Raw genomic sequence first — 20,879 nt, 5'->3', positions numbered from 1 at the left:
CCCATGTCTGCGAACACTCCCGACGGCGTGCCGTCGAGCACCCCCGTCACCAGCGACACCGACCACGCCGTGGCCTCCCGCCGGGTGCTGGTGACCGGGGCGACCGGGTACATCGGCGGGCGGTTGACGCCGCGGCTCGTGGCCGCCGGAGCGGACGTGCGGGTGCTCGTGCGCTCGCCCGAGAAGCTGCGAGACGTGCCCTGGTCGGGCGACGTCGAGGTCGTGCAGGGCGACCTGACCGACCCCGAGACGGTACGTCCCGCCATGGAGGGCGTCGACGTCGTCTACTACCTCGCCCACGCGATGGGTGGCAGAGGCGACTTCGAACGCGCCGAGGCCGACGCGGCTCACACCGTCGCCGACGCCGCGCGCGACGCGGGCGTCAGCCGCATCGTCTACCTCGGCGGACTCCACCCCGAGGGCGACCTGTCGAAGCACCTGCAGTCGCGCAAGGACGTCGGCGACGTGCTGTTGGCGAGCGGCGTCCCGACCGTCGCCCTGCAGGCCGGCGTCGTCATCGGCTCGGGCAGCGCCTCGTTCGAGATGGTCCGCCACCTGACGGACGTCCTGCCCTACATGCCGGCGCCGAAGTGGGTGCGCAACTTCATCCAGCCGATCGCCGTCCGCGACGTGCTGCACTACCTGCTCGGCGCGGCCGACGTTCCCGACGACGTCAACCGCACCTTCGACATCGGCGGCCCCGACGTGCTCCGCTACGGGCAGATGATGAACGGCTACGCGCTCGAGGCCGGCCTCAAGCAACGTCCGATCGCGTCGCTCCCCGTCTTCACGCCGTGGCTCGCCTCGCAGTGGGTCAACCTCGTCACGCCCGTGCCCCGCGCCCTCGCCGTCCCGATCATCGCGTCCCTGCAGTACGACTGCGTCGTGCGCGAGCACGACATCGACGCCGTCGTGCCCCCGCCCGCCGAAGGACTGCTGCCCTACCGCCGGGCCGTGCGCCTCGCCCTGCAGCGTGAGCAGGACGGCGACGTCGAGACCAGCTGGCAGGACTCGTCGGTCGCGGGGGCGCCGAGCGACCTGCTGCCGAGCGACCCCGACTGGTCCGGGCACACCGTCTACACCGACGACCGGCAGACCGACACGAGCGCACCGCCCGCCGAGCTCTGGAAGGTGCTCGAGAGCATCGGCGGCGAGAACGGCTGGTACTCGTTCCCGCTGGCCTGGTCGGCTCGCGGCTGGATGGACCGCATGGTCGGTGGAGTGGGCCTCCGGCGCGGCCGCCGCAGCGCGACGAGCCTGCGCGTCGGCGACGCCCTCGACTGGTGGCGGGTCGAGAAGCTCGAACGCGGCCACCTGCTGCGCTTGCGGGCCGAGATGAAGGTCCCGGGAGGCGCGTGGCTGGAACTCACGGTCGAGCCGCGTCCCGAGGGCGGCTCGCACTACCGCCAACGCGCCGTGTTCTTCCCGCAGGGCCTCGGCGGGCGGCTCTACTGGTTCGCGATCCTGCCGTTCCACGGCGTCATCTTCTCGGGCATGCTGCGGCGCATCACCGCGACGGCCGAGCGGGAGGCGGCCGAGCGGGAGGCGGCCGGTCGGACGGCCGGCGACCGAGCGGCCGGTGCCGGGGGCGGGGCGGCGACCGACGCGACGGCCGTCGCGTGACCGACCCGCGCCTCCTCGTCCTGATGTCGACGCCGGCGCCGCTGTACCCGACGGGCGACGAGGCCATGTCGCCGGTGCCGTTGTGGCTCGGGGTGCTGTTCGGGGTGCTCGTCGTCGTGTCGTCGTTCGTCGTGCTGCTGCCGCGCGTCCGCCACGCGCTCGACCGCGTGTGGTCGAAGAGGCCGCGACGCTTCCGTCAGTGAGGTGCGGGCGGCGGGCACGAGCGCGCCGGTTCGCGGCTCCCAGCGGGTGATGGCACGATGGGGGCACTTCAGCAGACCACCAGGAGGTCGTGATGACACAACGAGAGACCGTCGCCTTCGTCGGCGACAGCTTGACCGAGAACGGCGACTGGGCGGCCTGGCTGCCCGACGAGCAGGTCGTCAACCTGGGTGTCGGGGGCGACACGATCGCCGGCCTGACCGAACGGCTCCACGACGTCGTGGCCGCGAACCCCGACTCGGTGGTGCTGATGATCGGCACCAACGACTTCACCGCGCGACGCTCGGTCGAACAGGTGGTGCGCGGCATCGAGAACCTCATGGTGGCCATGCGCCGCGAACTGCCGGGGACGCGTCTGCTCTTGCAGTCGATCGCGCCGCGGGGGCCTGAGTTCGCGCCTCGCCTCAAGGACGCCAACCGGCACCTCCGCCAGTTCTCGTCAACTGTCCGGGCGCAGTGGCTCGACCTCTGGCCCGCACTGGCCGACGAGTCGGGTGACGCCCTGCGACCCGAGTTCGCGGCCGACCACGTCCACCTCACCGACGCCGGCTACCAGGCCTGGTTGGGCGAGCTGCAGCCCGCCCTCGAGCGCCTGCGCGACGAGCCGCCGATGAGCCGCCCGATCAGCGTGCTCGACGTCGCCTACGACATCGAGTAGGCGGTGCCCACCCCCACCGCCCCCGCGTTCACGCGTCCGGCCCTGGCGCCCGGCTTGATCGCGGCCATCGCGTTGCTCGCCGGGACCGCGTTGCTCGCCTCCGACGTCTTCACCGTGTTCCGGTACGTCGTGTCGATCTTCGCCCTCATCATCCTCGTGTTCGCCTACCGGGGGCGGCTCTGGTGGGCGTTGCCGTTGCTCGCCGCCGTGGCCGTCCTCTGGAACCCGGTGTTCGTGGTGCCCCTCCCGGCCGAGCTCTGGCAGGGGTTGCAGTTCGTGGCCGCCGCGCTCATGATCGCGGTCGGTGTGCTCGTGAAGGTGCCGACCGAGGCCGCGACGACCACGAAGTCCGCCTCGGTCCGGGGTCGCCGCTGAGCGTCAGGGGCAGTGGACACTCCGGGGTGCCGCCGACCCCGTAAAATGCCGAGGGTGCGCCCGCCCGCCCGAGGCCCGCACGGAAGGTTGAGTCTGCATGGCCACGGAGATCCCCGGTACGTCAGAGATGGTCGGCACGTCCGAGAGCCCTCTGCTGACCCCTCGTCACCGAGCCGGTGGTCTCGACCGAGAGGACGTCGTGGTCCGCAAGGGGCAGTTCACGCTCCTGAACGGTCACCTCACGCCCCAGCAGTCGATGATCGAGGACCTCCTCTACATCCGTCGGGTGCTCGACGCCGCCCAGGTGCCCTTCCTGCTCGTGCGCGGCAACGACATCCGCCCCGTGATCGCCGTCGACACGGTGCACCGTGACCGCTTCACCGCCGCCATGGTCGCGGCCTCGGCCACCGAGCCCTTCTACGCCAAGCCCCGCAAGGGTCAGGCGTCCCTCGTCGTCGAGGGCGGGCTCGAGCTCGAGACCGAGCGGGTCTTCCGCGTCTACCGGCCCCGGGTCGAGCCCATCGGCCGCCTCCGCTACGGTGCGGGCACGGCCGTGCAGGTCGAGTTCTGGATCATCACCGACGACGAGATCCTCGCCCCGACCGAGAACGCGCTGATGCGCACCGAACTGCCCCGTGCCGAGGCCGTCGAAGAGACGGTCGAGCGGTACGGCATCGAGTGGCCCACCCTCGAGCACATGTTCGACGACCACGCCACCGACATCACCTTCGACATCGACATCGTCTTCTCCTGGGTCGACGGCAACTCGATCGAGTACCAGCGTGCCCGCGCCGCGCAGGCCAAGCGCCACGTGGTCGGCGAGGGTGACGACTCGGCAGCCCGGTTCCGTCAGATCGACGAGCTCAAGTACGCCCTGCGGTCGGTCTACATGTTCGCGCCGTGGGTCCGCAACATCTACATCGCGACCGACTCGCCCGTGCCCGAGTGGCTGGGCGAGCACCCCCGTGTGCGCGTCGTCCGCAGCGAGGAGTTCTTCAGCGACCTCTCGATGCTGCCGACGCACAACTCACAGGCCGTCGAGTCGCAGCTGCACCACATCGAGGGGCTCAGCGAGCACTTCCTGTACTCGAACGACGACATGTTCTTCGGGCGTCCCGTCGCGCCGAGCATGTTCTTCTCGCCGGGCTCCGTCACGAAGTTCATCGAGGCCGACACGCGCATCGGGCTCGGGCACAACAACATCGACCGCAGTGGGTTCGAGAACGCCGCCCGGGTCAACCGACGTCTGCTGCAGCAGCGTTTCGGGCGCGTCCTCACCCGCCACCTCGAGCACACCGCCGCGCCGCTGCGCCGCAGCGTCCTCTTCGAGATGGAGCACGAGTTCGCCGACGAGTTCGCCGCCACGGCCGGCAGCCCCTTCCGCGCGAAGGAGAACATCTCGGTCACGAACTCGCTCTACCACTACTACTCGCTGATGACGGGCCGGGCGATCGTGCAGGAGAACGCCAAGGTCAGCTACATCGACACCACGATGGTGTCGGGGCTGGCGTCGTTGTCCGAGGTGCTGAAGAAACGAGCGTTCGACTTCTTCTGCCTCAACGACGGCAGCTTCCCCGAGGTCACCGACGAAGAACGGACCGCCTCGGTCACGGACTTCCTCGAGCGGTACTACCCGTTCCCCGCACCGTGGGAGAAGGACGAGATGCAGCGCGTCGCCCTCGAGAACGCCGAGCAAGACCGACGGGCACTCGGTGCCGAGGCGGCTCAGTCGGGCGAGGCGACCGGATCGTCGTCGAACCGGGGGCTCGAAGGCTCGGACTGACACAGGTCGTGCCCGCAGGCGCAGCCCGTTCGGCCCTCGGGGTCGGCGCGGACCAGGGCGGCGCGGCCCATGGTCGGTGTGGCCCGTGGACTCCGTGCGGTCCGTGCCGTCCGTCAGGCCGTCGAGGTGCCGAAGCGGGCCGCCTGTTCGCCCGAGAGGGCTGCGTCGAGACGGCCGAGCATGTCGGCCCCCATCGTCGGCAGGTCGTCCAGCCGGAACCACCGGGCCTCGGTGTTCTCGCCGTCCGCGGGGGAGGGCTCGCCCGAGACGTAGCGCATGACGAAGGTGTGGTCGAGGTACTGCGCGCGGTCGCCGTTCGGGTAGACGACCTCGCCGGTCACCCCGATCGACGCCAGCCGCTCGGGGACGACCTGCAGGTCGGCTTCCTCGAGGGTCTCGCGGACGGCCGCGTCGGCAGGGTGCTCGCCCGGGTCGACGATGCCCGTCACCGGCGTCCAGGCGCCGGTGTCGGCTCGGCGCACCAGCAGCGTCCGGTCACCGTGGACGACCACTGCGGTCACACCGGCCAGCCACAGCGGCGCCGTGCCGATCTTCTCGCGCAGGGACAGGACGAAGTCGGGGGTGGCCATGTCAGCACCCTATCGACGGCCCGCCGTAGGCTGACCGCATGCGACTGCCCTGGACCCTTCACGGCTCGGACGTGCGGCGCATCTCCGACATGGCGGGGGAGTCGGTGCTGTTGGCCGGTGGGGGCAGGGCGATCCTGCTGCAACTGGCGAACCCCGGGGTGGGGCACGGCGTCGCCGAGCACAGCGACTTCGTCGAGCGTCCGTTGTCGCGACTTCACGGCACCATGACGTACCTCTACGCCATCGTCTTCGGCACCCCGTCCGAGGTGGCCCACGTCCGCCGGGTCGTCGGTCGGGCGCACCGTCCGGTACACGGCGGCGAGTCCTCGTCGGTGCGGTACGACGCGTTCGACCCCGGGCTGCAGCTCTGGGTCGCGGCGACCCTCTACGACTCGGCCATGCAGCTGTTCGAGCGGGTGCACGGGCCGATCGACCCGGCCCACTCCGAGACCGTCTACCAGGACTACGCCCTCGTGGGCACGTCGCTGCAGATGCCGCGAGAGCTGTGGCCGGCCGACGTGGCCTCGTTCCGGCGGTACTGGGACGACGCCGTCGAGCAGCTCGTGGTGGACGACGTCACCCGTCGGGTCGCGCACGAGCTGTTGCACCCGACGACGGGGCCGTGGTGGCTGAGAGCGGTGATGCCGCTCGCCAGGCTCGTCACCGCGGGGTCCCTGCCGAGCAGCGTCCGAGCCGACTTCGGGCTGGCGTGGTCGACCGGCGCCCAGCGTCGCTACGACCGCGTGATGCGCGTCACGGCCGTCGTCGTCCCGCATCTGCCCCCGCGCCTCCGTCATGTGCTCCGCGACGGGTACCTGCGGCGGCTGCGTTCGGCGATGGCCGCCGAGGCGCGCACGCCCGCCCGCGGCTGACCCGACCCGTCGCCGGCGTCCGGGTCGGCACCTCCCACCTCCTGTCTCGGTGTTCTCGTCCCTGTCGGCAACGCCTGCCTCCCGTCACGGTGTCTTCGTCCCTGTCGGCAACTCCTGCCTCCTGTCACGGCGATCGCAGGCGGGGGCGTGTCGGCGTCGCCCGAGCGACGTGAAGCAGGAATTGGCGACTCGGTCGGGCCGTGTTCGGGGCGGTCGGTCGTGGTCGGCGTGGTTGCACCGGGACGCGCGTGGGTCGACGGCACCGAGCGGGGGTCGGCAATTCCTGCTCCGTGCTGCACGACGGGCCATGGAAGGCGGCGCAGGAGGTCGCACGCAGCGGGAAGCAGGAATTGCCGACGGTGCGCGAGGCCGGCCACGGCGGGCGGCACCTGGACGGCAGGCGGAACCTGCACGGCAGGCTGGACGGCAGGCGGGACCTGCACGGCGGGCGGGACCTGCACGGCAGGCGGGACCTGGACGGCATGCAGAACCCACCCAGCGGGCGAGTGCAGCGCGGCAGGGCCGGGGCGGTGGCGGGAGGACCCGCGCCGTCAGAGCGTGTCGATCGGCCCCGTCAGCGTGAGGTCTCGCGGCACGACGGGCACCGGGGCCGTGTCGGTCGCCCGGTGGCGAGGGGCGGCCGGGGCGATGCGCACGCCGGCGACCGCGAGCCGTTCGGCCACGACGTCCGCGGGCACGTACTCGCCCACGGTCTCGTAGGTGCCGATCGGCACGACCGAGTGCACGACCGTGCCCTCGTAGACGTGCACCAGGTTGAACGCCTGGGCGCCGTCTCGGCCGCGGGTGCCGCCGCCGGCCACGTTCAGGTCTTGTGTGTAGCAAGTGGCCGACGCGACCGAGACGGGCACGCCCGCGAAGGTGGCGTTCGTCGAGTAGTGCAGGTGCCCGGCGATGATGGAGCGGACGTCGCTGCCCTCGATCACCTCGGCCAGTGCCGCCTGGTCGCGCAGCTCGACGAGCGCCGTCAGGTCTTGCACGCTCGGCACCGGCGGGTGGTGCATGGCGATGATGGTGCCGTCGGGGGCGTCGGTCGAGAGCTCTTCGGCCAGCCAGTCGAGCTGGTCGCCGGACAGTCGGCCGAAGTGGTGGCCCGGAACGGTCGTGTCGAGGGTGATGACGCGCAGGCCGTTGACGTCGTAGACGAGATCGACCGGTCGCTGCGAGGGCAGCTGACCGAAGAGCTCGGATCGGAACGCGCTGCGGTCGTCGTGGTTGCCCATGGCCCAGATCACCTGGGCGCCGAGCCGCTCGGCCACGGGCTCGATCAGGGCGCGGAGCTTGCGGTACGCGTCGGGCTCGCCCTTGTCGGCGAGGTCGCCGGTGAAGACGATGGCCTCGGGTCGCCCGTCGGACGCCTCGATCTCGTCCATGATCTGACGCAGTCGGGCCTCGCTGTCGACCGCGCCGTAGAGGTCGCGGTCGCCGCCGACGAGGTGCGTGTCGCTGAGGTGCAGGATGAAGTGGTTCGGCCTGGGGTGTTCGGCCGTCCGGAGATCCATGGTTCTCTCATTCGATGTCGCCGACGCGGGCTCGGGACGAGACCCTCGTTGTTGATTCGTCACCAGTCCATCACCCGTTTGCCATGAGTGGGGTGAACGTGCGTGCGCGTCTCGGTGAACGGTCGACGAACGGACCGCATTCCCGAGCGACGACGCTAGCCCGGCACACGGGACGACGCGACCCCCAGGAGGCGGGGGTCGCGTCGTCGGCGCAGCGAACGGTCCGAGGCGTCAGGGCTTGAGGACGACCTTGATGCAGCCGTCCTCCTTGTTCTTGAAGACGTCGTACATGGCGGCGGCTTCGGACAGCGGCACCGGGTGGGTGACGAGGTCCTCGGTGCCGAGCGGGTCGGTGGGGTCCTCGACGAGGGGCATCAGCGTGTCCATCCACTTCTGGACGTTGCATTGGCCCATCTTGATGGTGATCTGCTTGTCGAACAGCGTGAGGAAGGGCGTGGGGTCGGCGGTGCCGCCGTAGACCCCGCTGAGCGAGACGGTGCCGCCGCGGCGGACGATCTCGAAGGCGAGGTGCATGGCACCCAGGCTGTCGATGCCGGCCTTCTGCATGACGGCCTGGCCGATGGTGTCGGGCAGGGCGGCGGCGAACTTCTGCACGAGGCCGATGCCGGCGTGCTCGTGGGCCTCCATGCCGACGGCGTCCACGACGGAGTCGGGGCCACGGTCGTCGGTCATGCTCTTGACGACGTCGGCGACGTCCTTCGTCAGGTCGAGGACCTCGATGCCGTGGCGCTCGGCCATGGCACGACGCTCCGGCACCGGGTCGATGCCGATGACGCGGTAGCCGCGGTACTTGCCGATGCGCGAGGCGAACTGTCCGACGGGGCCGAGGCCCAGCACGACGAGGGTGCCACCTTCAGGCACCTGGGCGTACTCGACGCCCTGCCACGCGGTGGGCAGGATGTCGCTGAGGAACAGGTAGCGCTCGTCGGGCAGGTCGGCACCGACCTTGACGAGGTTGAAGTCGGCACGCGAGATGCGCAGCTGCTCGGCCTGCCCACCGGGGACCTGGCCGTAGAGCTTGCTGAAGCCGTAGAGGGTCGCGCCCGAGTCGTATTCGGTGACCTGCGTGGTCTCGCACTGCGAGAAGAGGCCGCGGTCGCACATGAAGCAGTGCCCGCAGGCGATGACGAACGGCACGACGACGCGGTCGCCGACCTTGATGCGGCTGACGTCGGGGCCGACCTGGGTGACGACGCCCATGGTCTCGTGGCCGAGCACGTCGCCCTTGTCGAGGAACGCGCCGAGCGCGTCGTAGAGGTGCAGGTCGCTTCCGCAGATCGCCGCCGAGGTGACCTTGATGACCGCGTCGCCGGGTTCGATGATCGTGGGGTCGGGGACGTCTTCGACGGAGACGTTGGTGACGGACTGGTACGTGAGTGCCTTCATGTGTCCCGTCTACGCCCCTCGGTGCCGTGCCTCCTGAACGAGGGGTACGGGGGCACGGAAAAGCCTCGGGGCGGCCGGGCTTGGGCCCGACCGCCCCGAGGCGGATGCTGCGTGTGGTGTCGCCTAGGCGACGGCCGTCGCGGAGGCGACGATGTTGACGACCTTGCGGCCGCCCTTGTTGCCGAACTCGACCGAGCCGGGGGCGAGGGCGAAGAGGGTGTCGTCGCCGCCGCGGCCGACGTTGACGCCGGGGTGGAAGTGGGTGCCGCGCTGGCGGACGATGATCTCGCCGGCGAGGACGACCTGGCCGCCGAAGCGCTTCACGCCGAGGCGCTGTGCGTTCGAGTCACGACCGTTGCGGGTGGACGATGCGCCCTTTTTGTGTGCCATGTGTTGTCAGCCCCTTAGTTGGTGGTGATCGAGGTGATCTTGACGCGGGTCAGGTCGGCACGGAAGCCCATGCGACGCTTGTAACCGGTCTTGTTCTTGTAGTTCTGGATGACGATCTTGGGTCCGCGCAGGTCGTTGAGGACCTCGCCCTCGACCGTGACCTTCGCCAGGTCGTCGCCCGAGAGGATGGTGTCGCCGTCGACGTGCAGGACGGGGACGAACGAGACGGTGTCGGCGGTCGCGGCCTTGAGGCGGTCGACGGTCAGGATCGTGCCGACCTCGACCTTCTCCTGACGGCCACCGGCGCGCACGATTGCGAAAGCCATGGGAACTCCAAAAAAGTGGGGGATGTGACGCCCGGACTGCCGGACGACGTCGTGGTGCCACGAGGACAACTTGGATAGTCTTTCACAAATGTCACGACCGATCAAACTTCGCCGCCCGCCGCAGTTCACGGCCGAGATCGTCGACGACGCCCGCGAACGCCTGCTCGACCTGCTCGACGACCTGAAGACGCTCACCACCGACCACGCCGACGACATCGAGGTCTGGGGCTCGGCCGTCACGGCGGCCGGCTGGGAGATCGCGAGCCTCGGCCAGTGGCTCGGCCTCGAGGGCGAGGCGGTGCTGCTGCTGGGCGGCGCGTCGTACCCCGAGATCGCCGAGCACCAGGGCACGAGCGCGTCGGCCGTGTACGCCCGGGTCGGCCGGTCGCTCACGCTCGCTCCGTACGCGCACGCCTCGGGCGCCGACGGCGCGACCACCCGCGTCTCGGCCGAGGGTCTCGACCAGGCCCGTGCCGAGTACGACCAGGAGGCGCGGGCCGGCGACCCGACGGACGTCGCCCCGGCGACCGCCCCCGTCGGCGACTCGCTGGCCGACCGCGTGCCCGAGGTGCTGCGGACCGGCGCCCGGCGGACGACCGAGATCGTCGCCGCCCTGCCGGACTACCGACGCAGCAGCGTGCTGTCGACGCTAAGCGTCCTCGCCCGGCAGGGAGTGGTCGAACGGGTGGGGCACGGCGTCTACGCCCTGCCCCACCCGCCGACCGACTGACCCCTCCGGCGTGGGCGTCGCCCTATCGGTCCGGGGCGACGACCACCGCCTCGTGGAGTCCGAACGCCCGCAGCTCGGCGTCGTCGAGCATGCGCGATCGGATCAGGAACCGCTTCCCCTCCGGGCTCTCCACCGAGAACCCGGCCCCGCGGCCGGGGACGACGTCGATCGTCAGGTGCGTGTACTTCCAATACTCGAACTGACTGCGGGACATGTAGACCTCGATCGGGTCGATCCCGTCGACGTGCAGGTCGCCGAGGTGGACGTCGACGGCCCCCACCCGGAAGAAGCCGACGGGGTAGCACATCGGCGACGAGCCGTCGCAGCAGCCTCCCGACTGGTGGAACATCAGCGGGCCGTGCTGGGCCGTCAGGGCGACGAGGAAGGTCGCGGCCTCGGGTGAGACGTCGACCCGGGAGGGGGTGGAGGCGACCGCCCCGGAGGCGGGGGCCGGCGTGACCTCGCCGACCCGCGCCTCCTCGACTGCTGCCGCTGCTGGCGCCCTAGCGGCCGTCTGCTCGGGCGTCATCAGAAGAAGCCCATCGGACCGTCCGCGTAGCTGACCAGCAGGTTCTTCGTCTGCTGGTAGTGGTCGAGCATCATCTTGTGGTTCTCGCGACCGATGCCGGACTGCTTGTAGCCGCCGAACGCCGCCCCGGCCGGGTACTGGTGGTACGTGTTCGACCAGACGCGACCGGCCTGGATGTCTCGGCCGGCCCGGTAGAGCTGCGCGCCGTTGCGGCTCCAGACCCCGGCGCCGAGGCCGTAGAGGGTGTCGTTGGCGATCTTGATGGCGTCGTCGTAGTCGCTGAAGCTCGTCAGGGACAGGACGGGGCCGAAGATCTCCTCCTGGAAGATCCGCATCGAGTTGCGGCCCTCGAAGATCGTCGGGTTGACGTAGTAGCCCTCGGTCAGGTCGCCGCCGAGGTCGGCACGGTCGCCGCCGAGCAGGAGCTTCGCGCCTTCCTGCTTGCCGATGTCCATGTAGCTGAGGATCTTCTCGAGCTGGTCGTTCGACGCCTGTGCGCCGATCATCGTGTCCATCGAGAGCGGGTTGCCCTGCTTCACCTTCTTCACACGCTCGACGCCGTCGGCGGTGAACTGGTCGTAGATCGACTGCTGCACGAGCGCCCGGCTCGGGCAGGTGCACACCTCACCCGAGTTCAGGTTGAAGAACGAGAAGCCCTCGAGCGCCTTGTCGTAGAAGTCGTCGCGTTCGTCGGCGACGTCGGCGAAGAAGACGTTCGGGCTCTTCCCGCCGAGCTCGAGCGTGACCGGGATCAGGTTCTCGCTCGCCATCTGCATGATCAGGCGCCCGGTCGTGGTCTCGCCCGTGAACGCGATCTTGCGGATGTTCGGGTGGCTCGCCAGGGGGGCGCCGGCCTCGACGCCGAAGCCGTTGACGATGTTGAGGACGCCGGCGGGCAGGAGGTCCTTGATCAGGTCCATGAAGACGTGGATCGACGCAGGGGTCTGCTCGGCCGGCTTCAGGACGACGCAGTTGCCGGCCGCGAGCGCGGGGGCGAGCTTCCACACGGCCATCAGCAGCGGGAAGTTCCAGGGGATGATCTGACCGACCACGCCGAGCGGCTCGTGGAAGTGGTACGCGACGGTGTCGGCGTCGATCTCACCCGTCGACCCCTCTTGCGCCCGGATGGCCCCGGCGAAGTAGCGGAAGTGGTCGATCGCGAGCGGCACGTCGGCGGCGAGGGCCTCGCGGATGGGCTTGCCGTTGTCCCAGGTCTCGGCGACGGCGAGCATCTCGAGGTTCGCCTCCATGATGTCGGCGATCCTGTTGAGGATCAGCGCGCGCTGGGCGATCGAGGTCTTCTTCCACGAGTCGAAGGCCCGCCACGCGGCTTCGACGGCCCGGTCGACGTCGGCCGCGTTGCCCCGGGCGACCTCGGTGAAGACCTTGCCGTTCACGGGGCTCGGGTTCTCGAAGTACTGCCCGCTCGCCGGGGCGACGTACTCGCCGCCGATGAAGTGGTCGTAGCGGGCCTCGAAGACCACCTTCGCGTCGGGCTGTCCCGGGGCGGCGTAGGTGTTCGGAGGAGTGGTGACGGTCATGACGGTCCCTTTCGACGACGGTGTCGGGTCGGCGGCGGGGGTCGCCCGCCGGTGGCGGCAGGCTACGTCGGGGGAGGTTGCATCGGGTTGCACGGCGTGGGTCGCGGGCGGCGCGGCCGCGGGGGTCGGGAGGTGCGGGGGTGCTCGTGAGGAGGCGCGGGTCGCGGTGCCGCGTCAGCTCCGGTTCTCGAGGGCCTCGAGGTGCGCGACCAGGTGCGTCCGCCGGGGCGATCCCGGGGGCAGCCGACGCAGCAGCTCGAGCAGCACGCGCACGTCGTCGCGACCCGTGGTCGACTCGGAGTACGTCAGCAGGGTGTCGATCGAGCCCCCCGTGAGGAGCGCGTCCCGGACGGTCGCGGCGACCTCGGCCCGGAGGGCGACGACGCCGGGTGCCGTGGACGAGGGAAGGGCCGGGCCCGTGTCGGCCCGCACGGCCGCGCGGTGGGCGCCGCGGTCGACGAGCCCGACGAGCGTGTCGAGGTCGAGCGTCACCGGGCGGGGCAGTCGGTACGGGCGCGACAGGGGGACCAGCGTCGGGTCGAGAGCCTCGACGACGTGGCGGAGGCGGACCATCTCGGGCCGCAGGGTGGACACGGCGTCGACGTCGCCGTAGACCGCGTCGGCCAACTCGTGGGCCGTGTAGCCGGCGGGGCGGTGGGCGAGCAGGGCCATGATCTCGGAGTGACGGGCACCCAGCGCGATCCGGCCGTCCCCGACCGTGAGGACCGCCTCGTCGCGACCGAGGGTCGTCAGGCCGGCGGGGGAGTCGGGCACGGGGTGGACCGGGAACTGCGCGGTGCGGGCCGGCACGCGACCGACCGCGGCGAACCCCAGGAGCGCGAGATGCGCCTCCACGGCCGCGACCGTCGCCGTGACCAGGGGCAGCGTCAGCGAGCCGGCCGCCCGCTCGTCGCCCGTGATGTCGACGACGCCGATCAGGCGCCCGTCGACCGGGTCGTGGACCGGGACGGCCGTGCAGCTCCAGGCCCGCACGCGGTGGTTCCAGTGTTCGTCGCCACGGATCTGCACGCCCCGGTCGAGCACGAGGGCCGTACCCGGGGCCGAGGTGCCGACCTGCGCCTCCGACCATCCGGCGCCGGCGACGAACAGCATGTCCTCGGCCCGGCGGCGGGCCGTGTGATCGCCCTCGACCCAGAGCAGGCGCCCGTGCTCGTCGCCGATCGCCACGAGCAGTCCCGAGCCCGCGACGTCGTCCACCAGCAGACGGCGCACCACGGGGAGGGCCGGGGCCAACGGGTGGTCGCGGCGCCGGTCGTCGAGGTCGTCCTCGGGCAGCTCGAGCCGGGGCAGGCCGTCGGGATCGAGCCGGCCTCGGGAGGCGCGGTTCCACGAGTCGCGCACCACCCGGCGCTGCGGCCCGGCGTCGCGGGGCGGACGGCTCGCGGTCAGGGGCATCGAGCACCAATCGTCGTCGATCGGGGCGAGGCGGCCGTCGTGCGGCGTCGTCGCCGGGGTGCTGTCAGCGTACGACGGCGCGCGGCCCCGGGGAAGGCCGCCGCGTGGGTGTCTGCTGTGACCTCACGGTCGACGAGCGGCGTCGCGGGTGGCCGCGATCGTCGCGTCCAGCGCCTCGGGCCACGGGGTCGGTCCGATGCCGAGCAGGCGTTCGCTCTCGGACGAGTCCACGACGAAGGGCGAGTCGAACTGGTACTGCATCGCCCTCACCTCGCGGAGGAACGGCACCGTGCGGGTCAGGCCGGCCCACAGCAGCGGGTTCCACGGTCGGACGCGACCGGTCAGGCCGTACCGGCGCCGCGCCTCCTCGGCGATCTCGACCCGGGAGGCGTGGGTGGCGTGCGGTGTGAGCCAGGCGCGACCCCACTCGTCGTGGTCGATCGCCGCCACGAGGGTCGAGACGACGTCGGGCAGGTACGCCCAGGCGTGCGGCTGGGTCACGTCGCCGACCGCGTGGGCGGTGCGGCCCGCGACGAGCGGCCCGAAGAAGTCGCAGCCGAGGTGGGCGTTGCGCCCGGCGCCCGGCCCGAAGTAGTCGCTCGCGCGCACCTCGACGGCCCGGACGCCCCGGTCGGCCGCGGCGAGGAGGCGCTTCCAGCTGTCGGCGCGCACGCTGCCCTTCTTCTCGGCGGAGGCGAGGGGCGTGTGCTCGGTCATCGGCTCGGACACCGGCCCGTGGCCGTAGAGGTTGCCCATCAGCACGATGCCCGCCCCCGTGGCGGCGGCCGTGTCGATCAGGGCCGTGGTGAGGGCGGGCCACTCCGTGCCCCAGGCGGGGTAGGGCGGGTTCGAGCAGACGACGATCGTGTCGGCGCCGTCGGCCGCGCTCGTCAGGGCGGCGGCGTCCTTCGCGTCGAGCGTGAGCGCGGCGGCACCGGCGACCTCGGTGCCGCGGCGGGTGGCGACGCGCACGGTGTCGCCGCGCTCGGCGAGGCGGCGGACGAGGGGAGTGCCGATGGCTCCGGCTCCGACGACGAGATGGGTGGGCATGGGTCCTCCTGGGGATGGCCGACGAGAGCGGTGCTCTCGGATCTGACCCTAGAGCCGGGTGGTCCAATGTGCAAGAGCGGTGCTCTCGTTTGCGTACCGTGCTCTCGGACGACAGGATCGGGCCATGACCACGAACGCAGGGGACGACGATCGTGCCCGGCCCACCGGCGGCGTCCGCGAGCGGGCACGGACCGAGATCGTCGAACGCGCCCTCGCCTCGGCCCACCGGCAGCTGGCCGAGGTGGGCGCGGCCGCCCTCTCGGTGCGGGCCGTCGCGCGCGACCTGGGCATGGCCTCGTCGGCGATCTACCGGTATTTCCCGAGCCGCGACGCCCTGCTGACCCGCCTGATCACCGACGCCTACGTCGACCTCGCCGACGCCGCCCGACGGGCCGAGCAGGCGGTCGACCGCGCCGACCACCAGGAGCGGTTCCGCGCCACGGCCCGCGCGACCCGCCGCTGGGCGATCGCCGACCCGCACCGCTACGCACTGCTCTACGGGTCGCCCGTCCCGGGGTACGCGGCCCCGGTCGACACCGTCGAACCGGCGATCGCGGTGGGTCTGCTGTTGCTCGGGGCGGTCGACGACGCGGCGGCGACCGGAGCCTCGCTGCGGGCGGTGCCCGTGCGGGCCGGCCTGGCCGACGAGTTCGCGCAGCTCGCCCAGGGCCTGGGGGCCTCTGTCGCCCCCGGTGTGCTGGCCGCGGGCATCACCGCCTGGACCTCCCTCTACGGGCACCTCAGCTTCGAGCTCTTCGGTCACCTCACCGACGTGGTCACCGATCGTGACGCCTGGTTCGAGACCTTCCTCGACGAGCAGATCGCGCGGATCTGGGGCTGACGCCCCGGCGACGGCAGGAGGCGCGGGTCACGGCAGAAAACGCGTCGACGGCAGGAGGCGCGGGTCAGCTCGCGCAGTCGATGCAGAGCCGGGCGGTGGGTCGCGCCTCGAGCCGGGCCTCGCCGATCCGGGCCGAGCAGCGCTCGCAACGGCCGAAGGTGCCGTCGGCGAGTCGGGCCAGGGCGGCCTCGGCGTCTGCGGCACGTTCGAGGGCCGACCGTCGGACGGCGTCGAGCTGCGATCGCTCGTAGGCGATGGTCGATCCCTCGGGGTCGTGCTCGTCGTCGACGTTGGCTCCCTCGCGGGCCGCGGCCACCGCCTCCATGTCTCCGAGCAGTCGCGCTGCCAGCGCCTGCGCCTCGTCGCGCGTGACGCGCAACCGGTCGGAGGGATCGATCATGCGGCGGCGCCTCAGGCCGCGACGAGCGGCGGCACCTCTTCGCCCGCACGAGGCGGTGCCGGGGGAGTCCCGTCGCCGAACGGACGGCCGCCGAGCTGCTCGCGCCCGTGCTCGGTGAGCCACCCCGAGGCGTCCGGCCCGACCGGGACGATGCCCGTCGGGTTGATGTCGGAGTGCACGACGTAGTAGTGCGCCTTGATCTGGTCGAAGTCGATCGTGTCGCCGAACCCGGGGGTCTGGAACAGGTCGCGGGCGTAGGCCCAGAGCACCGGCATCTCGGCCAGCTTGTTCCGGTTGCACTTGAAGTGCCCGTGGTAGACCGCGTCGAACCGGGCGAGCGTCGTGAACAGCCGGATGTCGGCCTCGGTGATGGTGTCACCGACCAGGTATCGCTGCCCGGCGAGCCGCTCGGACAACCAGTCGAGCCGCTCGAACAGGGTGCGGTAGGCCCGCTCGTAGCTCTTCTGCGACCCGGCGAAACCGGCTCGGTAGACGCCGTTGTTGACGTCGCGGAAGACCACGGCGTTCACCTCGTCGATCTCGCCGCGCAGGGCCTCGGGGTAGAGGTCGGGGGCGCCCTCACGGTGGAAGGCGGTCCACTCGGTCGCGAAGTCGAGCGTGATCTGCGGGAAGTCGTTCGTGACGACCTTGCCGCTCGGCACGTCGACGATCGCCGGAACGGTGATGCCGCGCGGGTAGTCGGGGGTGCGGGCGAAGAAGGCCTCTTGAAGGCGCTCGATGCCCAGGACGGGGTCGCGACCGTCGGGGTCGAGGTCGAAGGTCCAGCTGCGGGCGTCGTGCGTGGGGCCGGGCAGGCCGAGCGAGATCGCGTCCTCGAGCCCCAGCAGACGTCGCGAGATCACGCTGCGGTTCGCCCACGGGCACGCCCGGGCGGCCACGAGGCGGTAGCGACCGGACTCGACCGGCCAACCGTCGACGGCGTCGCGCGTGATGCGGTCCTCGATGTAGTTGGTGTCGCGGGTGTACTCCTGGCCCGGCTCGACGTAGCTTCCCTTGGCCTGCTGATCGCTCATGGCGCCACCCTACGCACGGGGCGTCGACTATTCCTGGCCGCTGCGACGCGTGCGGGCGATCGGCGGCCCCGGCGGGCGGGGTGGCGACAGGGGTCAGGAGTTGCCGACGGCCAGGGACGAGGAGGCGCGGGTCGCGTTCCAGTCGCGCCACATCGCCTTGAGGTCCCATGCGTTCTCGGCCTCGAGCGAGATGCCGCGCTCGCCGGTGCGACGCGTGCGCCCCTGGATCACCATCAGCTGGGTGCCGAACAGCAGGGAGCCGGCGCGGGCCTGCGCCTCTTCGAAGAAGGTTGAGTCGGAGCAGCCGCTCCCGTCGTCGAGGCTGATGAAGACCACGCGCTTGCCGCTGCGCATCGGCGGGGTCTGGGTCGCGATGCGGATGCCCGCCACGAGCACGGTCGTGCCGTTCCAGTGGTCGCGCAGGTCGGCGGCGCGCACCACGCCCAGGTCGTCGAGCATGGGCCGGTAGCTCTCGATCACGTGCTCGCTGACCTCCATCGACAGGATGTCGAGCTCGTCGGCGACCCGCTGTCGGGCGTCGACGTCGGGCGTGCCGGTCGGCACCGTGTCGGAGTCGTCGATCGAGAAGTCGAGCTGGTTCTCGACGTCGGTGGCCTTGGGGCGGGACGACCGGCCGGTGAGCGTCCGCACCCGGGCCAGGACGTCGCCGCGGGTGCGGCCCGGCCCGGCGACCGAGTCGAGTGCTCCGACCTGCGCCAGGCGCTCGAACAGCGACCGGGACGGCGTCGCCCGCTGCCAGAAGTCGGTGATCGAGTCGTAGGGACGGTTCACGACCACCCGGGCCAGCTCGGCGTCGCTGATGCCGTGCACGTCGGCCAGCGACAGCCGCAGCCCGAGGTCGCCCACCCGGGTCGGCGCGATCGGGGTCGCCGGCGGTCGCAGGCGCTCGACCCGGTAGACGTCGGTCGAGGCGTTGACGTCGAGCGGCAGCACGGGGACGCCCATGCGTCGCGCCTCGGTCAGCAGCAGCCGTTTCGGGTACATGCCGGGATCGTGGGTGAGGATGCCGGCCAGGAACTCGGCCGGGTAGTGGGTCTTCAGCCAGGCGCTCTGGTAGGTCGGCAGGGCGAACGCGGCCCCGTGGGCCTTGCAGAAGCCGAACGACCCGAACCCCTTGAGCGCGGCCCAGATGCGGTCGACCGCGGCGTCGTCGAAGCGTCGCCTCCCGGTCGCGGGGTCGAGGTTGCCCCGGGTGCGCTCGCGGAAGGTGGCTTCGAGCGCGTCGTCGTCGCCCTTGCCCATGTGTCGCCGGATCTCGTCGGCCTCGGCGAGCGACACCTGCATCGTCGCCTCGAGGATGCGCAGCACGTGCTCGTGGTAGATGACCACCCCGTAGCTGTCGTCGAGGAACGACGCGAAGCTCGGGTGCAGGTAGTCGGGCTGCTGGAACCCGTGCTTGGTGTCGAGGAACGGCGCGATCATGTTGCCCTTCATCGGGCCGGGGCGGAACAGCGAGATGTCGGCGATCAGGTCTTCGTAGCGGTCGGGCTGCATCTTGCCGATCAGCTCGCGCTGCCCGGGGCTCTCGATCTGGAACATGCCGAGCGTGTGCGTGGTGCGGATCGCCTCGAAGGTGGGTTCGTCGTCGTGGGGGATCTCGTCGAGCTCGATGCGGCCCTGACGGTTCACGTAGGGGACGTCGACCGGCAGGGCGCCGGCCAGGGCGGCACGCGGGCCGTTCACGCGTTCGATCTCGTCGAGGGCGTAGGCGAGCGAGCTCTGCATGCGGACGCCGAGGACGTCGAGCTTGAGCAGGCCGGCGTCGTTCATGTCGTACTTGTCGAACTGGCTCATCGGCAGGCCGATGCCGCTCGGTTGGACGGGGGTCGTGCTGAGCAGGTCGGAGTCGCCGAGGATCACCCCGCACGGGTGCATCGAGATGTGCCGGGGCAGACGGTCGAGCCGTTCGCTGAGGTCGACGAGCAGGTCGATCTGGTCGTTGCTGCGGGCGAGCTCGGCGATCTCGCGCAGTTCGGGTTTCTCGGCCATCGCGGTGCGCAGGTCGCGGGCGTTCGACCGCCAGACGTTCTTGGCCACGAGGTCGATCTGCTCGTCGTCGAGCCCCAGTGCGAGACCGGCGTCGCGCACCGCACCGCGCCCGCGGTAGGTGGACTGCATCGACATGAGCGTGACCCGGTTGCTGCCGTACCGGTCGAAGATCGCCCGGTAGACCTCGTGCCGCCGGGCCGCCTCGACGTCGATGTCGATGTCGGGCAGGGTCTCGCGCTTGTTGCCGAGGAACCGTTCGAACAGCAGGTCGTGCTCGATCGGGTCGACGTTCGAGATGCGCAGCAGGTAGGTGACGAGGCTGCCGGCACCGGAACCCCGCGCCGCGTTGCGCACCCGCAGGTCGCGCATCAGTGCCGAGACGTCGGCCACGGTGAGGAAGTACCCGGCGAAGCCGAACCCGGTGATGATGCCGAGTTCGTAGCGCATGCGGTCCTCGACCTTGTCGCGCAGGGCCCGGTCGGCGTCGCCGAAGCGTTCGGTGACACCGGCCTGGGCCTGCCGGAACAGCGCCTGGTCGGGGTCGCCGTCGACGCCGATCGCGCTGAGCTCGGGCACCTTCGGGCGGCCCCAGCCGAGGTCGGCGACGGGGTCGAGCCGGCACCGGTCGGCCAGGCGCTCGGTCGCGGCGAGCATCTCGTCGCCGGCGCTGCGGGGCAACGACGAGGCGTCGCTCACCAGACGGGCCAGCCGGCGCATCTCGGCAGGGGCCTTGAGGTACGCCTGGGCGTTCGGCTGCGGCCGGAACGAGCCGAGCGCGGCCAGGTGGCCGGCCGAGTCGAGCACGTCGGCCGTGACGGCCTCGTCGGGGTCGAGGTACCGCACGGCGTTCGTGAGCACGGCGGGCACCCCGACGTGGTCCGCGAGCTCGAGCATGCGTGCCGCGTGCCGGATGCTGCGGCTCTCGCCCGGCTCGGTCAGATGGCAGACCACCTCGACCACCACCCCGCCCGGCAGCGTCGCCGCCCAGTCGGCGAGGGACGCCGCGGCCTCGGTGTGCCGACCCGCCTGGACCAGCCGACCCACGTCGGAGTCGGGCCCCAGCAGCACGGTCGCCGCCGGCTCGGTCTCGCCCTGGACGAAGCCCCGTACCCGGGACCGGGCGATGGTCGCCACGCTGTTGGCACTTCCGCTGGCGCGACGGGTGGCCCGACCGTGCGACGCGCTGATCAGCCGACACAGCGCCGCCCACCCCGCCTTCGCCGGCCCGCCGCCCCGCGCCCCGTGCGCGAGCACCACGATGCGGTCGACCCCGCCGGCAGCACCCCCGCCTCCGTCGGGACCCCCGCCGTCCGCACCACCGCCCACGACCCCCTCGCGGTCGTCCCGGCAGCCCAGCTCGACCCCGACGATCGGGTCGACGCCAGCCGTCCGACAGGCCCCGACGTGCCGGATCGCCCCGTACAGCCCGTCACGGTCGGTGATCGCCGCCGCGTCGGCACCCGCCGCGACGGCGGCGTCGACGAGCGCCTTCGGGTGCGCCGTGCCGTGGTGGGCGCTGAACGCCGACGCGACGCGCAGGTGGGTGAAGCTCATGGTCGGTA

The 20,879-nt window shown here is 71.5% G+C and carries 20 protein-coding genes; 8 read left to right on the top strand and 12 right to left on the bottom strand.

Annotation, left to right across the window (positions count from 1 at the left end):
- Positions 1–3 precede the first annotated feature (3 nt).
- The 5 genes from BIV04_RS02570 (at position 4) to BIV04_RS02550 (ending at position 4,661) form a co-directional block, all read left to right on the top strand.
- Positions 4–1,623, top strand: coding sequence for an SDR family oxidoreductase (locus BIV04_RS02570; protein ID WP_083396072.1), 1,620 nt, complete (start codon positions 4–6; stop codon positions 1,621–1,623).
- Positions 1,620–1,826: a hypothetical protein gene (locus tag BIV04_RS02565; RefSeq protein WP_071253855.1), complete on the top strand. Its 207-nt coding sequence runs from the start codon at positions 1,620–1,622 to the stop codon at positions 1,824–1,826. The genes BIV04_RS02570 and BIV04_RS02565 overlap by 4 nt, the downstream gene beginning before the upstream one ends.
- A gap of 92 nt (positions 1,827–1,918) precedes the next feature.
- Positions 1,919–2,503, top strand: a complete 585-nt coding sequence (locus BIV04_RS02560; RefSeq protein WP_071253853.1) for a GDSL-type esterase/lipase family protein — start codon at positions 1,919–1,921, stop codon at positions 2,501–2,503.
- A 3-nt stretch (positions 2,504–2,506) separates the two neighbouring features.
- On the top strand, positions 2,507–2,878 hold the full coding sequence (locus tag BIV04_RS02555) for a DUF6804 family protein (protein WP_071253851.1): 372 nt from the start codon (positions 2,507–2,509) through the stop codon (positions 2,876–2,878).
- 127 nt (positions 2,879–3,005) lie between these two features.
- Positions 3,006–4,661, top strand: a complete 1,656-nt coding sequence (locus BIV04_RS02550) for a stealth family protein (protein ID WP_255364151.1) — start codon at positions 3,006–3,008, stop codon at positions 4,659–4,661.
- 113 nt (positions 4,662–4,774) lie between these two features.
- Here BIV04_RS02550 and BIV04_RS02545 read toward each other — a convergent pair whose 3' ends face one another.
- Entirely contained in the window at positions 4,775–5,251 is a 477-nt protein-coding gene (locus tag BIV04_RS02545) for an NUDIX domain-containing protein (protein WP_071253849.1), read from the bottom strand.
- Positions 5,252–5,289: 38 nt separating this feature from the next.
- Between BIV04_RS02545 and BIV04_RS02540 the strand changes: the two genes are divergently transcribed.
- A complete protein-coding gene (locus tag BIV04_RS02540; protein ID WP_071253847.1) occupies positions 5,290–6,123 on the top strand; it encodes an oxygenase MpaB family protein in 834 nt (277 codons plus the stop codon).
- A 551-nt stretch (positions 6,124–6,674) separates the two neighbouring features.
- Here the strand turns inward: BIV04_RS02540 and BIV04_RS02535 are convergent.
- The 4 genes from BIV04_RS02535 to rplU form a co-directional block, all read right to left on the bottom strand.
- The gene (locus BIV04_RS02535; RefSeq protein ID WP_043596140.1) at positions 6,675–7,643 is read right to left on the bottom strand and encodes a phosphodiesterase; all 969 of its coding nucleotides are present in this window, start codon (positions 7,641–7,643) and stop codon (positions 6,675–6,677) included.
- 231 nt (positions 7,644–7,874) lie between these two features.
- Positions 7,875–9,050, bottom strand: a complete 1,176-nt coding sequence (locus BIV04_RS02530; RefSeq protein WP_071253845.1) for an alcohol dehydrogenase catalytic domain-containing protein — start codon at positions 9,048–9,050, stop codon at positions 7,875–7,877.
- A gap of 123 nt (positions 9,051–9,173) precedes the next feature.
- Positions 9,174–9,440: a 50S ribosomal protein L27 gene (rpmA, locus tag BIV04_RS02525; RefSeq protein WP_043596143.1), complete on the bottom strand. Its 267-nt coding sequence runs from the start codon at positions 9,438–9,440 to the stop codon at positions 9,174–9,176.
- A gap of 14 nt (positions 9,441–9,454) precedes the next feature.
- The gene (gene rplU, locus BIV04_RS02520; RefSeq protein WP_054144935.1) at positions 9,455–9,766 is read right to left on the bottom strand and encodes a 50S ribosomal protein L21; all 312 of its coding nucleotides are present in this window, start codon (positions 9,764–9,766) and stop codon (positions 9,455–9,457) included.
- 88 nt (positions 9,767–9,854) lie between these two features.
- Between rplU and BIV04_RS02515 the strand changes: the two genes are divergently transcribed.
- Complete coding sequence (locus BIV04_RS02515; protein WP_071253843.1) at positions 9,855–10,496, top strand: hypothetical protein; 642 nt, start codon at positions 9,855–9,857, stop codon at positions 10,494–10,496.
- 22 nt (positions 10,497–10,518) lie between these two features.
- Here BIV04_RS02515 and BIV04_RS02510 read toward each other — a convergent pair whose 3' ends face one another.
- The 4 genes from BIV04_RS02510 to BIV04_RS02495 form a co-directional block, all read right to left on the bottom strand.
- The gene (locus BIV04_RS02510) at positions 10,519–11,025 is read right to left on the bottom strand and encodes a DUF779 domain-containing protein (RefSeq protein ID WP_083396070.1); all 507 of its coding nucleotides are present in this window, start codon (positions 11,023–11,025) and stop codon (positions 10,519–10,521) included.
- Positions 11,025–12,566 carry an aldehyde dehydrogenase family protein gene (locus tag BIV04_RS02505; protein ID WP_071253841.1) on the bottom strand — a complete coding sequence of 514 codons (1,542 nt, stop codon included), beginning with the start codon at positions 12,564–12,566 and terminating at the stop codon, positions 11,025–11,027. Before BIV04_RS02505 ends, BIV04_RS02510 begins: the two co-directional genes overlap by 1 nt.
- A 174-nt stretch (positions 12,567–12,740) precedes the next feature.
- On the bottom strand, positions 12,741–13,982 hold the full coding sequence (locus tag BIV04_RS02500; protein WP_071253839.1) for a GAF domain-containing protein: 1,242 nt from the start codon (positions 13,980–13,982) through the stop codon (positions 12,741–12,743).
- 123 nt (positions 13,983–14,105) lie between these two features.
- Positions 14,106–15,032: an NAD-dependent epimerase/dehydratase family protein gene (locus tag BIV04_RS02495; protein WP_071253837.1), complete on the bottom strand. Its 927-nt coding sequence runs from the start codon at positions 15,030–15,032 to the stop codon at positions 14,106–14,108.
- A 124-nt stretch (positions 15,033–15,156) separates the two neighbouring features.
- On the opposite strand from BIV04_RS02495, the gene BIV04_RS02490 reads away from it, so the two are divergent.
- Entirely contained in the window at positions 15,157–15,873 is a 717-nt protein-coding gene (locus tag BIV04_RS02490) for a TetR/AcrR family transcriptional regulator (RefSeq protein WP_071253836.1), read from the top strand.
- Positions 15,874–15,937: 64 nt separating this feature from the next.
- On the opposite strand, the gene BIV04_RS02485 is transcribed toward BIV04_RS02490, so the two are convergent.
- The 3 genes from BIV04_RS02485 to BIV04_RS02475 form a co-directional block, all read right to left on the bottom strand.
- Entirely contained in the window at positions 15,938–16,273 is a 336-nt protein-coding gene (locus BIV04_RS02485; RefSeq protein ID WP_143048512.1) for a TraR/DksA C4-type zinc finger protein, read from the bottom strand.
- An 11-nt stretch (positions 16,274–16,284) separates the two neighbouring features.
- Entirely contained in the window at positions 16,285–17,307 is a 1,023-nt protein-coding gene (locus BIV04_RS02480) for a glutathione S-transferase family protein (RefSeq protein WP_071253834.1), read from the bottom strand.
- A gap of 93 nt (positions 17,308–17,400) precedes the next feature.
- A complete protein-coding gene (locus tag BIV04_RS02475; RefSeq protein ID WP_071253832.1) occupies positions 17,401–20,871 on the bottom strand; it encodes a DNA polymerase III subunit alpha in 3,471 nt (1,156 codons plus the stop codon).
- Positions 20,872–20,879: the final 8 nt, after the last annotated feature.

This window comes from Frigoribacterium sp. MCBA15_019 (assembly GCF_001864945.1).
GTDB lineage: Bacteria > Actinomycetota > Actinomycetes > Actinomycetales > Microbacteriaceae > Frigoribacterium.
Note: the sequence above shows the minus strand (reverse complement) of the source record. Positions and strands in the feature narration are given on the sequence as shown.